This window comes from Pseudomonas abieticivorans, assembly GCF_023509015.1.
In the GTDB taxonomy this organism is placed as follows: domain Bacteria; phylum Pseudomonadota; class Gammaproteobacteria; order Pseudomonadales; family Pseudomonadaceae; genus Aquipseudomonas; species Aquipseudomonas abieticivorans.
Window position 1 is genome coordinate 1,738,197 of record NZ_CP094975.1, and the last position, 14,745, is coordinate 1,752,941.

Below are 14,745 nucleotides of genomic sequence, written 5' to 3' on the forward strand. Positions count from 1 at the left end.
ATGCTATTGACCCCCAATGCCATGAGCCGGCGCATGCGGTTTGGCCTGTACACCACCACCGGGCTGATCGCGCTGTTCCTGTTGTTGCCGATCGTGTTCATCGTGTTGCTCTCGTTCGGCTCGTCCCAGTGGCTGGTATTCCCGCCACCCGGCTGGACGATGAAATGGTACGTGCAGTTTTTCTCCAACGCCGACTGGATGGACGCTGCGTTCTCCAGCCTCAAGGTGGCGATCCTGACCACGATCTTCGCCGTGGCCCTGGGCCTGCCGACCGCCTTCGCCCTGGTGCGCGGCAAGTTCCCCGGCCGCGAAATGCTCTACGGGCTGTTCACCCTGCCGATGATCGTGCCGCTGGTGATCATCGCCGTGGCCGTGTATGCGCTGTTCCTGAAGCTGGGCTACACCGGCACCCTGTTCGCCTTCGTGGTCAGCCACGTGATCGTCGCGCTGCCGTTCACCATCATCTCGATCATCAACTCGCTCAAGCTGTTTGATCAGTCGATCGAAGACGCGGCGGTGATCTGCGGCGCCTCGCGCCTGCAAGCAGTGTTCAAGGTGACGTTCCCTGGCATCCGCCCCGGGATGGTGGCTGGCGCACTGTTCGCCTTCCTCGTTTCGTGGGACGAAGTGGTGCTCAGCGTGATGATGGCCAGCCCCACCCTGCAAACCCTACCCGTGAAAATGTGGACCACCTTGCGCCAGGACCTGACACCTGTGATCGCCGTCGCCTCGACGTTGCTGATCGCCCTGTCGATCCTGGTCATGGTCATCGCCGCCGGCCTGCGCCGGCGCAGTGAAATGCGTCTGGGAGTTTCGTCATGAGTGCAGTGATCAAAGATCCATCGCAGCCGGCCACCACCCTGGTCAGCCTGCGCAACCTGAACAAGCACTACGGTGATTTTGCCGCAGTGGACAACATCTCCCTGGACATCCAGGAAGGCGAGTTCCTGACTTTCCTGGGCTCCAGCGGCTCGGGCAAAAGCACCACGCTGTCGATGCTGGCCGGCTTCGAAACCCCCAGCAGCGGCGAGATATTGGTGAACGGCGAATCCCTGGTCAACGTGCCGCCGCACAAGCGCGACATCGGCATGGTGTTCCAGCGCTACTCCTTGTTCCCACACCTGTCGGTGCGCGACAACATCGGCTTCCCGCTGACCATTCGCAAACAATCGGCCGACGAAGTAAAACGCCGCGTCGACGCCATGCTCAAGCTGGTGCAACTGGACCAGTTCGCCCACCGTCGCCCTTCGCAAATGTCGGGCGGCCAGCAACAACGCGTGGCCATCGCCCGCGCGCTGGTGTACGAGCCACGCATCCTGTTGATGGACGAACCCCTCGGCGCCCTCGATAAAAAACTGCGTGAAGACCTGCAAGACGAACTGCGCCAACTGCATCGCCGGCTGGGCATCACCATCGTCTACGTCACCCACGACCAGGAAGAAGCCATGCGTTTGTCCCAACGCATCGCCATCTTCAGCCACGGCAAAATCGTAGGGCTGGGCACCGGCTACGACCTGTACCAGAACCCGCCGAATGCGTTTGTGGCATCGTTTTTGGGCAACTCCAACTTCCTCAAGCTGAAAGTTCAAGGCAACGCGGCAGCGACGTTTGAGAACCAGGCGTTGTCGATTCGCCTGACCTCGGGGCTGGCGACCGGCCAGGACGTACTGCTGATGGTACGCCCCGAAAAAGCCCAGGCGCTGAGCGTGGAACAAGCCATGCGTGAGCCGTTGCAGCCAGGCTGGAACGAGGTGGCGGCCAAGGTCACCGAGGTGCTGTTCTTGGGCGAAAGCCAAACCTGCAGCGTTGTTACCGATGGCGGTACGGCCATGACGGTCAAAGCACTGTCTGCGGCGGGCATGCCGATGAAGGCTGGGGACCAGGTGCGGGTACGCTGGGCTACGGCGGATGCTTGCGTGTACACGCAGTGGGCCGAGAGTGACTTGAACAAGGCAGCTGGGGCGCATTGACCCCTTCGCGGATAAATCCGCTCCTACAGCGGTTGTGCCCTGTAGGAGCGGATTTATCCGCGAAAAACCCACCACAAAAAAGTGCCTGACGCACTCAACCAAGGCAGGTTCAGGGTTTTACCCAGGGCGTAGCGAGTTGCAGGGTTATCAGGTAACGCTCTTCATCGGGGCGTTTGGCATCTTCAAAACGATTAACCACTAGCATGACCTGGTATTGGTTACCTGCTTGCCAATAAGTAGTGCCGCCTTTGCGCTCGTTACGCAAATCGACACGCCAAGCGGGGGTATCGGCGATGGGTGGAAAGTCACTGGCCCGAGTGGGTACCCAGCCGGCTTGAAGCCATTGTTCCTGTAAGTCCAAAACCACCTTGAGCGTATCGTCTAGCAAAAGTGGTTCGATTTGCGGGGATATCCGGACGCTACTGATCATTCCATTTTTATACATCACGGTGAAAAAACGGGCCAATGGGGTAACAAACCCATACTGAGGGTTTGCGAAGCGCAGACGAGCATCCGATTTAGGGATGTTGAACCACGCTCGACCGGCAAGAGCAGGACCAATACTTGCGCTGGATCGCTGGCGCATCGCCTCGTACGGCTCGCCAATATCCAAGGCGATTTCCACATCATTTGATAGCGCTTTGATTGCTGCCATCGTGAGAACGGTAACGACCAGTATGGCTAACGCTCCGCGGCGCCAGCCTATACGTCTCATTAACGTCATCGCTCACCTCGTCCAGTAGATATATCTCGTACAGCTTGCTCGATCTGTGTGCGATTGCCGTTATGCAACAGTTCATTAAATCGATCTGCGGCATTCAGTACAAAAGGCATCCGTTGACTAATGTCAGATAAATCGGAAAATGGGTTCTCGCTAAAGCCAATCGTCCGTCCGTCATTGATTCGTGGGCATTGGCTGGCAAGCGTTAACTCAATGGCTTGAGTGGCGCCAGAAGGAAAGCCAATAACAAAGGACGCATGGTTGCCGCGCAATAGAGCTACAAATCGTGGGTCGCTGTACATGACGGGTTGCAGAATATTCACCTGTTCGTGCCTGGCAAGGTGTTCAACACTCTCTGCGATGCCACCCCTTTCGACGAGTTCGAACGCCTTCAGGATTTCTTGGAAGTTAATGCCAAATCCTAGCCTCCTCCGATCAACCGGCCATATCACTGGATGGTGGTCAAAAATACTGCTTCTCGATTCCAGGCACCTCTCAAGCGCTCTAAACCCTAGCTCTTTGTAAAACCGATGCAACGGATAAACATCCAGAAAAAGCGTGGTATTTCCCATCGCCAGCATGTCGTAAACATGTTGAAGCTGCTGCTGTACCAGTGATTGCGACTCGCCCTCATTCCTCCAATCGATACTCGGCATCGGATTATTCCCCCGAGCCTCCTCATGCTCCCGCTTGCTCTGCTCAAACGCCCGTACCTTCGCCGAGCGCTCGCGCTCACTGCGGCTGCTGAACAACCCCCAAAAGCCTTTTCTGGCACTCTCCTCCAGGCGTTGCCCCGACTCGTACTCAACCTGAATCTTCTCGATCGAATCCGCCGCATGCAGCAACCCACACCCCACCTGCTTAGAAGCGAACGCCGCCAGCCCTGCCCATTGGAAGCGTCGGTCCTCCAGCCACAACTGAGCATAGGCAGCGTTGATTGCACGATTGCGGGCTTTGGGGTCTTCGATCAGCTTACCGCCTGGGGCGATGATGGCTTCGGCTTGTTGCTGATACTTGAGCCAAAGGTTTTCGCAGGCCTGCCCTGGTTGTTCGGGCATTGCCGATGCGCGAGGGCTTGAAGCGGTTGGCCCATTGGAGCGCTGCACATTGTCGAGTGTAGGCCGAGCGGCAGCCGCAGCATCGGATTGGGCAACAGTAGCGGCTCGTGGCGAGGTGTCACCGACCTCGATTGTCTGAAACCTGAACGTCTGGTTAGCAATCAGTTGGGGCAGCGGTCTGCACTTGCACAGGCAAAGGTCCCCACTGAGGGCTGCGCTTCGCCCATCCATCTGGTCCACCAGGCGAGGGCCATCGCAGACGATCGTCCCGGTGCTCTTGCAGGCCGGGCAATAAACTTCGTCACCTTCCCGGGCCATGCCCTGGCCATTGATGGTGCTGGAATTATTGCCCGTGCACACGATACCGCCGGCGGTGGTCTTGGCCCCGACGGTAATATGGAAACGCTGCATGCTTGATCAGTCCTTGGGTTGGCGGGGCTGATCAAATTAAGCTGAGGATTGCGGGTGCGACATCAGACGCTTCGGCAATGGGTGTAGGGTGGTTCTGAGTTTGGCTTGTTGACGCTTCGCGGATAAATCCGCTCCTACACGGTGGGGTTCACCCCCAGACCGGTAGGAGCGGATTTATCCGCGAAGAATCCACCGCATCACATCATTTGGCGTAAGCCACCTGCGCTTGCACGCTCTTGCTGCGCGTGGCCAAGCACCAATACAGCGGGCACGTCACCGCCAGCCCCACCAGCCAGGACAGGTCTACCCCGTCCACCAGGTTGGCCCACGGCCCCACGTACAGCGAAGTATTGGCAAACGGCAACTGCACCACGATGCCGATGAAGTACGCCACGATCGCGTGCATATTGAAGCGCCCGTAAATGCCGCCATCGGCCTTGAAGATCGAGGCAATGTCGTACTCGCCGCGGCGGATCAGGTAGAAGTCGATCAAGTTGATCGAGGCCCACGGCACCAGCACCAACAGCAGTGCCAAGATCAGCCCGATAAAGTGCGAGATGAAGTTGGCAGAAGCACTCAGCGCCATCAAACAGCAACCGGCCAACACCAGCGCAGACAACACCACGCGCACCTTGATGCTCGGCGTCCAGTTGCCGGCAAACGTCTGGATCGAGGTGACGATCGACAACACCGCGCCATACAGGTTGAGGGCGTTGTGGCTGATGATGTTGAGCAAGAACAGCACCATCAGGAACGGCCCAAAGCCACCGGTGGCCTGTTTGACCGCCGCCATCGCTTCAGTGCCCTCGGGCGTTGCCAATACCGCGACCGCGCCAAAGCTGAACGACAGGATGGTACCCAGGCACGCGCCGGCGTAGGTGGCGAAAAACGGTTTGGCAATGCCGATGTCGTTCGGCAGGTAGCGCGAATAGTCCGACACGTAGGGCGAAAAGCTGATCTGCCAGATGATCCCCAGCGACACCGTGGCCAGGAAGCCGGACAGGTTGAACGCCCCACGGGTAAAGAAATCCACCGGCAAGTCGTGGCTGAAGATGTAGAGGAAACCCGCCAACAACGCGCTGCCCATCACCCAAGTACCGATGCGGTTCAGGCTGTGGATAAAGCGGTAGCCGATCACGCCGATGGCCGTGGCGCTGAGCGCGCCGATCACGATGCCGGCAGGTAGCGGTACAGCAGGCACGATGCCGTGGATCGACTCCCCTGCCAGCACGATGTTGGAAATGAAGAAACCGACGTAGATGATGGCCGCGAAGAACACGATCAACAACGCGCCATAGCGGCCGAACTGCCCGCGGCTTTGTACCATCTGCGGGATGCCCATTTTCGGCCCTTGCGCCGAGGCCAGGGCAATTACCAAACCGCCGATCATGTGCCCCAGGGCAATCGCGATCAGGCCCCAGAACAGGTTGAGGTGGAACACTTGCACCACCATTGCACCGGTGACGATAGGCAGGGGCGCAATGTTGGTGCTGAACCATAAAGTGAAGAGATCGCGCGCCTTCCCGTGGCGCTCTGCTAACGGTACGTAATCGACCGTATGGTTTTCGATCAGTTGCTGCTGACTGTGCGACTGGGTCATGGGGAACACTCGAATTTTTCTGTTTTTATCTTTGTATGAAATCAGCTCGGGTAACCGTTAGGCGACGGCGATTCTGGACACCATATTATGGTATTCCAAACTTTTCACAAGACTGATCCGCTTATCGCAAGCGCTTCTGAGCCTTGATTTTAGTCGGTTTTACCCTGCAAGAATGCAGCCAGCCTCTGTAATACGGGGCTTGCAGGCGAAGATGAACGTTCATCGGCTGAACATGAAAGCGCTTGCCAATTAGGTATTACGGTATACCATCAGACATAACAAGCTTACGAAGCGTGCTTTCAGCCGCCACACCCAGAGAGGATTCCCGCAATGATCGACGCCAACGCCTATAAGACCGTGATGGGCTCCTTCCCCTCGGGTGTGACCGTGATCACCACCCTGGACGACGACGGCCAGATTGCCGGCCTTACCGCCAGCGCCTTCAGCTCGCTGTCCATGGACCCGGCCCTGGTGCTGTTTTGCCCCAACTATAGCTCCGACTCGTACCCGATTCTGATCAAGAACAAGCGCTTTGCCATCCACCTGCTGTCTGGTGAGCAACAAGCCGAGGCCTACGCGTTCGCGAAAAAGGGCAAGGACAAGGCCCAGGGCATCGAATGGACCCTGAGCGAATTGGGCAACCCGCTGCTGAGTAATGCCGTGGCCATTATCGAATGCGAGTTGTGGCGCGAATACGAAGGCGGCGACCACGCGATCATGGTGGGCGCGGTAAAGAACCTGATCGTGCCCGAGCAACGCAACAGCCCGCTGGTGTATTGCCGCGGCAAGATGGGCGCGCTGCCGGCCATCGCATAAAGACATTGCAGATAATGGTATTATGGTATACCAATATAGCCACAGCATCAGGCCCGTCACCCACGGGTCAAATACAAAAGATCCGAGGTATGCGTCATGAAGTTTTCCCTGTTCGTGCACATGGAGCGTTGGGATGAGCAAGTCAGCCATCGCCAACTCTTCGAAGACCTGACCGAACTGACCCTGATGGCAGAAACCGGTGGTTTCAGCACCGTGTGGATCGGCGAACACCACGCGATGGAATACACCATCTCGCCAAGCCCCATGCCGCTGTTGGCCTACCTTGCCGGCAAGACCACCACCATCCACCTGGGTGCTGGCACCATCATCGCGCCGTTTTGGCACCCGCTGCGGGTGGCCGGTGAATGCGCCCTGCTGGACGTGATCAGCAACGGCCGCATGGAAGTGGGCCTGGCCCGTGGCGCCTATCAGGTGGAATTCGACCGCATGGCTGGCGGCATGCCTGCCAGCAGCGGCGGCGCGGCCTTGCGTGAAATGGTCCCGGTGGTGCGCAAGCTGTGGGAAGGCGACTACGCCCACGACGGCGATATCTGGAAATTCCCCACTTCCACCAGCGTACCGAAGCCAGTCCGCACCCCACCGATGTGGATCGCTGCGCGCGACCCGGACTCGCACAACTTCGCCGTGGCCAATGGTTGCAACGTGATGGTCACGCCGCTGATGAAGGGCGACGAAGAAGTCGTCGACCTGAAAAACAAATTCGAAGCCGCATTGGCCAACAATCCGGATGTGCCGCGCCCGCAATTGATGGTGCTGCGCCACACCCACGTGCATGCCGTGGATGACCCGGAAGGTTGGAAAGTGGGCGCCACTGCCATCTCGCGTTTCTACCGCACCTTCGATGCGTGGTTCGGCAACAAGACCACCCCGGTGAACGGTTTCCTGGAGCCAAGCCCGGAATCGAAGTTCGCCGAGCGCCCGGAGTTCGAACTGGATAACATCCGCAAGAACACCATGATCGGCACCCCGGAAGAAATCATCGCGCGCCTCCAGCACTACCAGGAGCTGGGCGTGGACGAGTTCAGCTTCTGGTGCGACAACAGCTTGCCGCACGCCGAGAAGAAGAAATCGCTGGAGCTGTTTATCAAGCACGTCGTCCCAGCGTTTCGTTGAGGCCTTCGCGGGTACACCGGTACGCCGGTTTACCCGCGATCAACACGCCACCCCCTCCCACGGTCGATTTTCACCATGAACAATCGATTCAACCCCATCGCGACCTTCACCTCGCCCGGCGCCGAGTCGGCTTACCTGCGCGCCAACGGCAGCTCATCGCACATCCATTTCAAACGCCTGCGCGCCAGCGTCTCGGCCAAGCAGAACGGTTTCTGGCAAATAATTAACTGATCGGTGGCTGATTAAACAATCGTCCGCGCCCCCGTGCGCCCGCCAAACGATCAGGTTTGCCCATGAACAACAATAAAGCGCTTGTGATCATCGACATGCAACGCGAAGACGGCTTCGCCCTGGAAAACCACGGCTGCGTCATCGCCAACACCGCCCTGCTACTGCGCGCGTTTCGCAAACGGCAACTACCGGTCATTTACACCCGCCATATCAACGGCAGCGACCTGCCACCCGGCGAGCCCTTGGCTGCAGATGGCGGCCCCAGTAGCTACCGCGCCGGCAGCTACCAGGTCGAAATACTCGAGGCCCTCACGCCACGGGCCGACGAGTTAGTCCTTCGACAAACCGCGCTACAGTGCCTTTTGCCAAACCGACCTGGATACGCACCTCAAAGCCCGTGGCATCGATACGCTGGTCATCACCGGCGTACTCACCGATGTGTGCGTGCTGACCACGGTGTTCGATGCGTTTGCCCTGGGCTACAAGATTCAATTGATCGCAGATGCTTGCACCGCCACCACCCAGGCCGCGCATTACAGCGCGTTGCTGATCATGAGTAACTGGGTGTACTCCATCGAGCTGTTCAGTTGCGCCCACTACCTGCGCCTGTTGCGTGGCGAAGGCTTCCACCACTACCGCCCGGCAGCACCCGATGAATGGGCCCACCAACCCAGTGAATTGAGCGCCACCATCGCCCGCTTCCAAACCTGCCTGCAAGCACAGGAGGCACGGCCATGAATGTCGAAAAACGCAGCATCGATTTCATCCCCGAAGGCGAACGCTTCGGCAAGCCGGGCTCGCTGTTCTACATCTGGTTCGGCGCCAACATGAACATCACCACCATCGCCTCTGGCGTGCTGCCGGTGGTGATGGGGCTCAACCTGTTTTGGAGCGCGCTGGCGATCATCCTTGGTTCGCTGCTGGGCGCCATTTTCATGGCTTCGCACTCGGCCCAAGGCCCCAAGCTGGGCATCCCGCAAATGATCCAGAGCCGCGCGCAGTTCGGCGTGATTGGCGCAGTGCTACCGTTGCTGTTCGTGATGCTGATTTACCTGGGTTTCTTCGTCAGCAACACCTTGCTCGCCGCCCAAGCGCTGAGCGCCGTGAGCCCATTGGGCAATGCCAGCAACATCTGGCTGATCGGCGCGCTGTGCTTCGTGGTGGCGCTGTACGGTTACCGGCTGATCCATCGCTTGCAGAAGCTGTTGTCGATGCTGTCGCTGCTGGTATTCCTGGCCGCCACCGTGCTCGCGCTGACCTTGCCGATCCCGGCCGGGCAATGGTTGCCGCACGGTTTTGTGCTATCGAAGTTTCTGGTGGCGGTGAGCATCGCGGTGACCTGGCAGCTGTCTTACGCGCCCTACGTGGCCGACTACTCGCGCTACCTGCCAACCGCCACGCCGATGGCGCGGGTGTTCTGGTTCAGCTATGCCGGCACCGTGGTAGGCGGCGCCTGGATGATGATCCTCGGCGCGGTGCTCAGCGTCGCCATACCGGGTTTCTCCGATAACGTCGGTGGGCACGTGGTGGAATTGTTTGGCGGGGGCACGTTGTTGCTGTTTGCCTTCATCGTTTACGGGCAGGTGTCGATCAACGTGTTCAACTTGTATGGCGCGTTCATGTCGACTGTCACCGTGATCGAGCCCTTCTCGCGCCTGCGCGTCACGCCCAAAGTGCGCGGCGTGTTCATGCTGGTGATCAGCCTGGTGGCAACGGGTTTGTGCACCGTGGGGCAGGCCGATTTCATTGGCTTCTTTCTCAACTTCATTTTCTTCATGAGCTATTTCCTGATCCCCTGGACGGCGATCAATCTGGTGGACTACTACTGCCTGCGCAAAGGGGTTTACCGGCTGGCCGACATCTTCGACATGAACGGTATTTACGGCCGGGTGAACTGGATCGCCTGTGGCTGTTTCGTGGGGGCGATTGTGCTGGAGGTACCGTTCATGAACACCACGCTGTACGTGGGGCCGGTGGCCACCGCATTGGATGGCGTGGACCTGGCGTGGGTGGTGGGGTTGCTGGTGCCGGCGCTGGGGTATTACGGGTTGATGCGGCGCGCCGGCCACGACAAACACCGCAACACTAAACCCCTACTTCCGAACTAAAACAGCGAAACCTCCTGATAAGCTGCATTCGATCGAGCAGGGCAAGGCGATTGTGGATGCGTTACTGGATGGGGCCGATACCGTTACAGGCGGTGTGTTGGAATAGAGAGACCGCGGCGCCTGCTTCGCGGATAAATCCGCTCCTACAGACGTCCCCATCTTGTAGGGGCGGATTCATCCGCGAAAAGAACGACTCGATCGCGCTTATGCATCCCCCTCCCTCACAAACCGCCCCTCATGATCCGCATTGGGCAGCAGGCACGCCTCATACCGCCCAAACAACCGATACCGATTGCGCGCGATACGGTCATAGCACCAATCCCGAACGCCCCGAGGCACCACCCGCAAAACACCCAGCAACGGCCAAGGCTTCGGCAAGCGACGAATCACTCGCACAAACCCTTCCGAGCGCAGGTGGATGCCGGCATCATCAATCACCGCCATGGTATCGAATTGATCCATCGGCAACCCTGCCCACGCCAACAGCGCTTGCCCCTCGGGCGATTGCACCGCCGCCAGTTTGACCCGGTGTTGGCGGTCAAAGCGGATGACAAAGCGAGCCCAGCCATTGCAGAGTTTGCACACGCCGTCGAACAGCACGACGCAGTCGCCAGGGTTCAAATAAGGAGCGGCCATTTCAAGGATCTCGCTGGGAGAATGCCTGCAGCGTATCAGAGGTACGAGCGGCATTTGACCGAACATTTTGAGTAACAAATCCAGCGGGAAACTGATTGCCGGAGCCCCGATGCTCGGCAATCATTGTCGATTCAGGACATTCATCGACGACATGGTTGAGCAAATCACCGCCGCATTAGTGAAACGGCCATTGCGGTTGCTTCGCCTAAAATGACGGCTATCAAAAACACGCGGTTGCGCCAGGACGGATATGGTAATGAGGTACAGGATGAGGCCATTTTCGAGCTTATCGCTCGCAAGCCTAAAGCAGAGCTTTATTCAGTCGTACCGAAAGGCGACAAAATGAAACCCAAACGGCAGGCAAAATAAAGGCCGCATTGAGCGGCCTTAATGTTACGAAGAAAACACTCACCCGGATAACTTGAAACTCAGCCGGCGCACCAGCGCTTTCTTGACCAAAAGGCTACGACTTTGGGCAGCTAAGGTCAAGGATGAGAGCGGGTAGGCAACCCCAATCAGTGGTTATAAGCACTCTCATTATGCTCACCCATATCCAACCCCATCTCCTCGGTAGCCTCATCCGCCCGCAGGCCGATCAGTGACTTGATCACTTTCAAGATGACCCAGCTCACTGCAAAGCAGTACACGAAGGTGAACGCCACGCCCTTGAACTGCGCCCACACCTGGCCCAGCAAGGTCACGCCTTCCACGTACCCGCCCAACGACGGTACACAGAACACGCCCGTCATCAGTGCGCCGATGATCCCGCCCACGCCGTGCAGGCCGAACACGTCCAGGCTGTCGTCGTAGCCAAAGCGTTTTTTCAGGCCCGTAGCGCTTAAGTAGCACGCCACGCCGCAGACCAGGCCGATGGCCAATGCGCCGCCTACGCCCACGTAAGCACACGCCGGCGTAATGCCGACCAAGCCGGCCAGTGCGCCACTGGCCAAACCCAAGGCGCTGGGACGGCCGGCCTTGTACCATTCGGTGAACATCCAGCCCAGGATGCCAGCGCAAGCGCCAAGCTGGGTGTTGAGCATGACGATGCCCGAGGCGCCACTCAGGCCGCCGCCAGAGCCGATGTTAAAGCCGAACCAGCCCACCCACAGCATGGCCGCGCCGACCATGGTCAGGCTCAGGTTGTGTGCCGGCATTGGCGTGTGCGGGTAGCCTTTGCGTTTGCCCAACAAAATGCACGCCGCCAGTGCCGCGACGCCTGCGTTGATGTGCACGGCGGTGCCGCCGGCGTAATCGAGCACGCCCCAGTTATGCATCAAGGCCCCTGCCCCGCCCCATACCATGTGGGCCAGCGGTGCGTAGACCAGGGTGAACCACAGCGCCATGAACAGCAGCGCGGCGGAAAACTTCATGCGCTCGGCAAACGCACCGGCGATCAGTGCCGGGGTGATGATGGCGAAGGTCATCTGGAAGGTCACGAACACGCCTTCCGGGATGTCGCCCACCAAACTGTCGGGGGTCATGCCGGCCAGAAAGGCGCGGCTCAAGCCACCGACGAAACTGTTGAAGCTGACTTGGCCTTCGACCATGCCTGTGGTGTCGACCACCATGCTGTAGCCATAGATCACCCACAGCACGCCCACCAGGCCTGCGATGCCGAAGCATTGGGTAAACAGCGAGAGCATATTTTTTGCGCGAACCAGGCCGCCGTAAAACAGCGCCAGGCCAGGCAGGCACATGAACAGCACCAGCACGGCGGCGGTGATCATCCAGGCGGTGCTGCCGGTGTTCATGACGGGGGCGTCGGCGGCGTGCGCCAGCGGTGACAAGGCACCGAGTGCGAGCAACGCGAAGAGGGATTTGCCGGGTACACGATTGACCATTTTCGAAGCTCCTGCAAAGGAATGGAAAGTGTCTGGCAGCAAGCAATGGTTTTTTTGTGGTGGGCCGTGTGGGCCTCTTCGAGTGTGCGCCAACCACCTGTGGGAGCACGGCTTGCCGGCGATGGGGCCATCAAGGCCGCCATCGCCAGCAAGCTGTGCTCCCACAAAGTGAAAGCCAGTGCCGGTCAGTACTGCTGGCCAGGGATCCAGCTGGTGCCAGCCAACGGTACGCGGGCCATGGCGGCTGATTCCACGGTCAGTGCCACCAGGTCCTCAGGGTCGAGGTTGTGCAGGTGCGACTTGCCGCAGGCACGGGCCATGGTTTGCGCTTCCAGTACCAGCACGCGCAGGTAGTTGGCCAAACGGCGGCCGCCTTCCACTGGGTCCAGGCGCTTGGACAGCTCCGGATCCTGGGTGGTGATGCCGGCCGGGTCGCGGCCGTTCTGCCAGTCGTCGTAGAAACCGGCGGCCGAGCCGATCTTTTTCAGTTCCTCGTCCAGGCGTGGGTGGTTGTCGCCCAAGGCGATCAGCGCAGCAGTACCGATGGCCACCGCATCCGCGCCCAGGGCCATGGCCTTGGCCACGTCGGCGCCGTTACGGATACCACCCGACACGATCAGCTGAACCTTGCGGTGCATGCCCATCTCTTGCAAAGCCTGTACCGCTTGCGGAATGGCCGGCAGAATCGGGATGCCCACGTGTTCGATAAACACTTCTTGGGTAGCCGCAGTGCCGCCTTGCATGCCGTCCAGCACGATCACGTCGGCGCCGGCTTTAACGGCCAGTTTCACATCGTAGTAAGGCCGGCTTGCACCGATCTTCACGTAGATGGGCTTTTCCCAATCGGTGATTTCACGGATCTCGGCAATCTTGATCGCCAGGTCGTCCGGGCCGGTCCAGTCCGGGTGGCGGCAAGCGGAACGCTGGTCCACGCCGATCGGCAAGGTACGCATGCCGGCCACGCGCTCGGTCACTTTCATGCCCAGCAACATGCCACCGCCGCCCGGTTTTGCACCCTGGCCGAGCACGATCTCGATGGCGTCGGCCTTGCGCAGGTCGTCTGGGTTCATGCCGTAACGCGACGGCAGGTACTGATAAACAAGGTGCTGGGACTGGCCGCGCTCTTCCGGGGTCATGCCGCCGTCACCGGTGGTGGTGCTGGTGCCAGCGATGGTGGCGCCACGGCCCAGGGCCTCTTTGGCAGCCGCCGACAGTGCGCCGAAGCTCATGCCGGCAATGGTGACCGGGATTTTCAGGTGGATCGGCTTTTTGGCGAAGCGGTTGCCGAGGATGACGTCGGTGCCGCACTTTTCACGGTAGCCTTCCAGCGGGTAGCGCGACACGCTGGCGCCCAGCAACAACAGGTCGTCAAAGTGCGGGACCTTGCGCTTGGTGCCGCCGCCGCGAATGTCATAGATGCCGGTTTCGGCGGCACGCTGGATTTCCTGGATGGTCAGGCGGTCGAACGTGGCCGACTCGCGCAATACCGGAGGGTTCTTCTCGCTCATATCAATGCTCCTCTAGCGGATCAGTACGCGGACGCGTTATCGACTTTGAAGTTGTACAACTGGCGGGCCGAGCCATAGCGCTTGAAGTCAGCCGCCTGGTGGGCAAAGCCTGCGCGGTTGAGCAGCTCTTGCAGCTCTTCCAGGTGTTCGGCGCGCATCTCTTTCTCGATGCAGTCGGAGCCCAGGGACTCGACCTTGCCCTTCACGTAGATGTGGGTTTCGTACAGCGAGTCGCCCAGCGCATCGCCTGCGTCACCGCACACCACCAGGCGCCCGGCCTGGCCCATGAAGCAGCTCATGTGGCCGATACTGCCGCCCACCACGATGTCGATGCCTTTCATCGAGATGCCGCAACGGGCACCGGCGTCGCCTTCAATCACCAGCAAACCGCCATGGGCGGTGGCGCCGGCCGCTTGCGAAGCGCTGCCTTTGACCCGCACGTAGCCGCTCATCATGTTTTCGGCGCAACCCACGCCCACGTTGCCGTGCACGGTGATCGAGGCTTTTTGGTTCATGCCGGCGCAGTAGTAACCGGCGTGGCCCTGGATATCGATGGACACCGCTTCGTTAACGCCCACGGCCAGGTTGTGCTTGCCGTTGGAGTGAGTGACGACCCACTCGCGGTCTTCAACGTTGTTCACTTGGTCATGCAGCGCCTGGTTGAGGTCGCGCACAGTGGCAGTGGAAAGATCGATAGTTTTCATGTGCGTG

General features: G+C 59.5%; 13 protein-coding genes and 1 pseudogene. 7 read left to right on the forward strand and 7 right to left on the reverse strand.

Features of this window, described 5'->3' with window-relative positions; all coding sequences use genetic code 11:
- Positions 1 to 822, forward strand: coding sequence for an ABC transporter permease (locus L9B60_RS07895; RefSeq protein WP_249677847.1), 822 nt, complete (start codon positions 1 to 3; stop codon positions 820 to 822).
- A complete protein-coding gene (locus tag L9B60_RS07900; protein WP_249677848.1) occupies positions 819 to 1,970 on the forward strand; it encodes an ABC transporter ATP-binding protein in 1,152 nt (383 codons plus the stop codon). Before L9B60_RS07895 ends, L9B60_RS07900 begins: the two co-directional genes overlap by 4 nt.
- A 109-nt stretch (positions 1,971 to 2,079) precedes the next feature.
- Here L9B60_RS07900 and L9B60_RS07905 read toward each other — a convergent pair whose 3' ends face one another.
- The 3 genes from L9B60_RS07905 to L9B60_RS07915 form a co-directional block, all read right to left on the reverse strand.
- A complete protein-coding gene (locus L9B60_RS07905; protein ID WP_249677850.1) occupies positions 2,080 to 2,694 on the reverse strand; it encodes a hypothetical protein in 615 nt (204 codons plus the stop codon).
- Positions 2,691 to 4,160 (reverse strand): PAAR domain-containing protein, encoded by a 1,470-nt coding sequence (locus L9B60_RS07910; RefSeq protein ID WP_249677853.1) that lies wholly within the window; start codon positions 4,158 to 4,160, stop codon positions 2,691 to 2,693. Before L9B60_RS07910 ends, L9B60_RS07905 begins: the two co-directional genes overlap by 4 nt.
- A gap of 202 nt (positions 4,161 to 4,362) precedes the next feature.
- Positions 4,363 to 5,760, reverse strand: coding sequence for a purine-cytosine permease family protein (locus tag L9B60_RS07915; RefSeq protein WP_249677854.1), 1,398 nt, complete (start codon positions 5,758 to 5,760; stop codon positions 4,363 to 4,365).
- A 330-nt stretch (positions 5,761 to 6,090) separates the two neighbouring features.
- Here L9B60_RS07915 and L9B60_RS07920 point away from each other — a divergent pair, with 330 nt between their 5' ends.
- The 5 genes and pseudogenes from L9B60_RS07920 to L9B60_RS07940 all read left to right on the forward strand — a co-directional run bounded on the left by L9B60_RS07920 (position 6,091) and on the right by L9B60_RS07940 (position 10,049).
- Positions 6,091 to 6,576, forward strand: coding sequence for a flavin reductase family protein (locus L9B60_RS07920; RefSeq protein ID WP_249677857.1), 486 nt, complete (start codon positions 6,091 to 6,093; stop codon positions 6,574 to 6,576).
- A 96-nt stretch (positions 6,577 to 6,672) separates the two neighbouring features.
- Positions 6,673 to 7,710: an LLM class flavin-dependent oxidoreductase gene (locus L9B60_RS07925; protein ID WP_249677859.1), complete on the forward strand. Its 1,038-nt coding sequence runs from the start codon at positions 6,673 to 6,675 to the stop codon at positions 7,708 to 7,710.
- Positions 7,711 to 7,785: 75 nt separating this feature from the next.
- The gene (locus L9B60_RS07930; protein ID WP_249677860.1) at positions 7,786 to 7,941 is read left to right on the forward strand and encodes a hypothetical protein; all 156 of its coding nucleotides are present in this window, start codon (positions 7,786 to 7,788) and stop codon (positions 7,939 to 7,941) included.
- Between the two features lie 62 nt (positions 7,942 to 8,003).
- Positions 8,004 to 8,679 (forward strand): annotated as a pseudogene (locus tag L9B60_RS07935) (cysteine hydrolase family protein).
- Positions 8,676 to 10,049, forward strand: a complete 1,374-nt coding sequence (locus L9B60_RS07940; RefSeq protein WP_249677862.1) for a purine-cytosine permease family protein — start codon at positions 8,676 to 8,678, stop codon at positions 10,047 to 10,049. The pseudogene L9B60_RS07935 and the gene L9B60_RS07940 overlap by 4 nt, the downstream one beginning before the upstream one ends.
- A 204-nt stretch (positions 10,050 to 10,253) precedes the next feature.
- Here L9B60_RS07940 and L9B60_RS07945 read toward each other — a convergent pair whose 3' ends face one another.
- The 4 genes from L9B60_RS07945 to L9B60_RS07960 all read right to left on the reverse strand — a co-directional run bounded on the left by L9B60_RS07945 (position 10,254) and on the right by L9B60_RS07960 (position 14,738).
- The gene (locus L9B60_RS07945; RefSeq protein WP_438866130.1) at positions 10,254 to 10,739 is read right to left on the reverse strand and encodes a thiol-disulfide oxidoreductase DCC family protein; all 486 of its coding nucleotides are present in this window, start codon (positions 10,737 to 10,739) and stop codon (positions 10,254 to 10,256) included.
- Between the two features lie 461 nt (positions 10,740 to 11,200).
- Positions 11,201 to 12,526 (reverse strand): ammonium transporter, encoded by a 1,326-nt coding sequence (locus tag L9B60_RS07950; protein ID WP_249677864.1) that lies wholly within the window; start codon positions 12,524 to 12,526, stop codon positions 11,201 to 11,203.
- Positions 12,527 to 12,711: 185 nt separating this feature from the next.
- Entirely contained in the window at positions 12,712 to 14,034 is a 1,323-nt protein-coding gene (locus tag L9B60_RS07955; RefSeq protein ID WP_249677865.1) for an FMN-binding glutamate synthase family protein, read from the reverse strand.
- Between the two features lie 20 nt (positions 14,035 to 14,054).
- A complete protein-coding gene (locus L9B60_RS07960; RefSeq protein WP_249677867.1) occupies positions 14,055 to 14,738 on the reverse strand; it encodes a GltB/FmdC/FwdC-like GXGXG domain-containing protein in 684 nt (227 codons plus the stop codon).
- Between the last annotated feature and the right edge of the window lie 7 nt (positions 14,739 to 14,745).

Coding starts and splice junctions, on each gene's coding strand:
- L9B60_RS07895 (WP_249677847.1), top strand. CDS start 1: ATGCTATTGACCCCCAATGCCATGAGCCGGCGCATGCGGTTTGGCCTG.
- L9B60_RS07900 (WP_249677848.1), top strand. CDS start 819: ATGAGTGCAGTGATCAAAGATCCATCGCAGCCGGCCACCACCCTGGTC.
- L9B60_RS07905 (WP_249677850.1), bottom strand. CDS start 2,694: ATGACGTTAATGAGACGTATAGGCTGGCGCCGCGGAGCGTTAGCCATA.
- L9B60_RS07910 (WP_249677853.1), bottom strand. CDS start 4,160: ATGCAGCGTTTCCATATTACCGTCGGGGCCAAGACCACCGCCGGCGGT.
- L9B60_RS07915 (WP_249677854.1), bottom strand. CDS start 5,760: ATGACCCAGTCGCACAGTCAGCAGCAACTGATCGAAAACCATACGGTC.
- L9B60_RS07920 (WP_249677857.1), top strand. CDS start 6,091: ATGATCGACGCCAACGCCTATAAGACCGTGATGGGCTCCTTCCCCTCG.
- L9B60_RS07925 (WP_249677859.1), top strand. CDS start 6,673: ATGAAGTTTTCCCTGTTCGTGCACATGGAGCGTTGGGATGAGCAAGTC.
- L9B60_RS07930 (WP_249677860.1), top strand. CDS start 7,786: ATGAACAATCGATTCAACCCCATCGCGACCTTCACCTCGCCCGGCGCC.
- L9B60_RS07940 (WP_249677862.1), top strand. CDS start 8,676: ATGAATGTCGAAAAACGCAGCATCGATTTCATCCCCGAAGGCGAACGC.
- L9B60_RS07945 (WP_438866130.1), bottom strand. CDS start 10,739: ATGCCGCTCGTACCTCTGATACGCTGCAGGCATTCTCCCAGCGAGATC.
- L9B60_RS07950 (WP_249677864.1), bottom strand. CDS start 12,526: ATGGTCAATCGTGTACCCGGCAAATCCCTCTTCGCGTTGCTCGCACTC.
- L9B60_RS07955 (WP_249677865.1), bottom strand. CDS start 14,034: ATGAGCGAGAAGAACCCTCCGGTATTGCGCGAGTCGGCCACGTTCGAC.
- L9B60_RS07960 (WP_249677867.1), bottom strand. CDS start 14,738: ATGAAAACTATCGATCTTTCCACTGCCACTGTGCGCGACCTCAACCAG.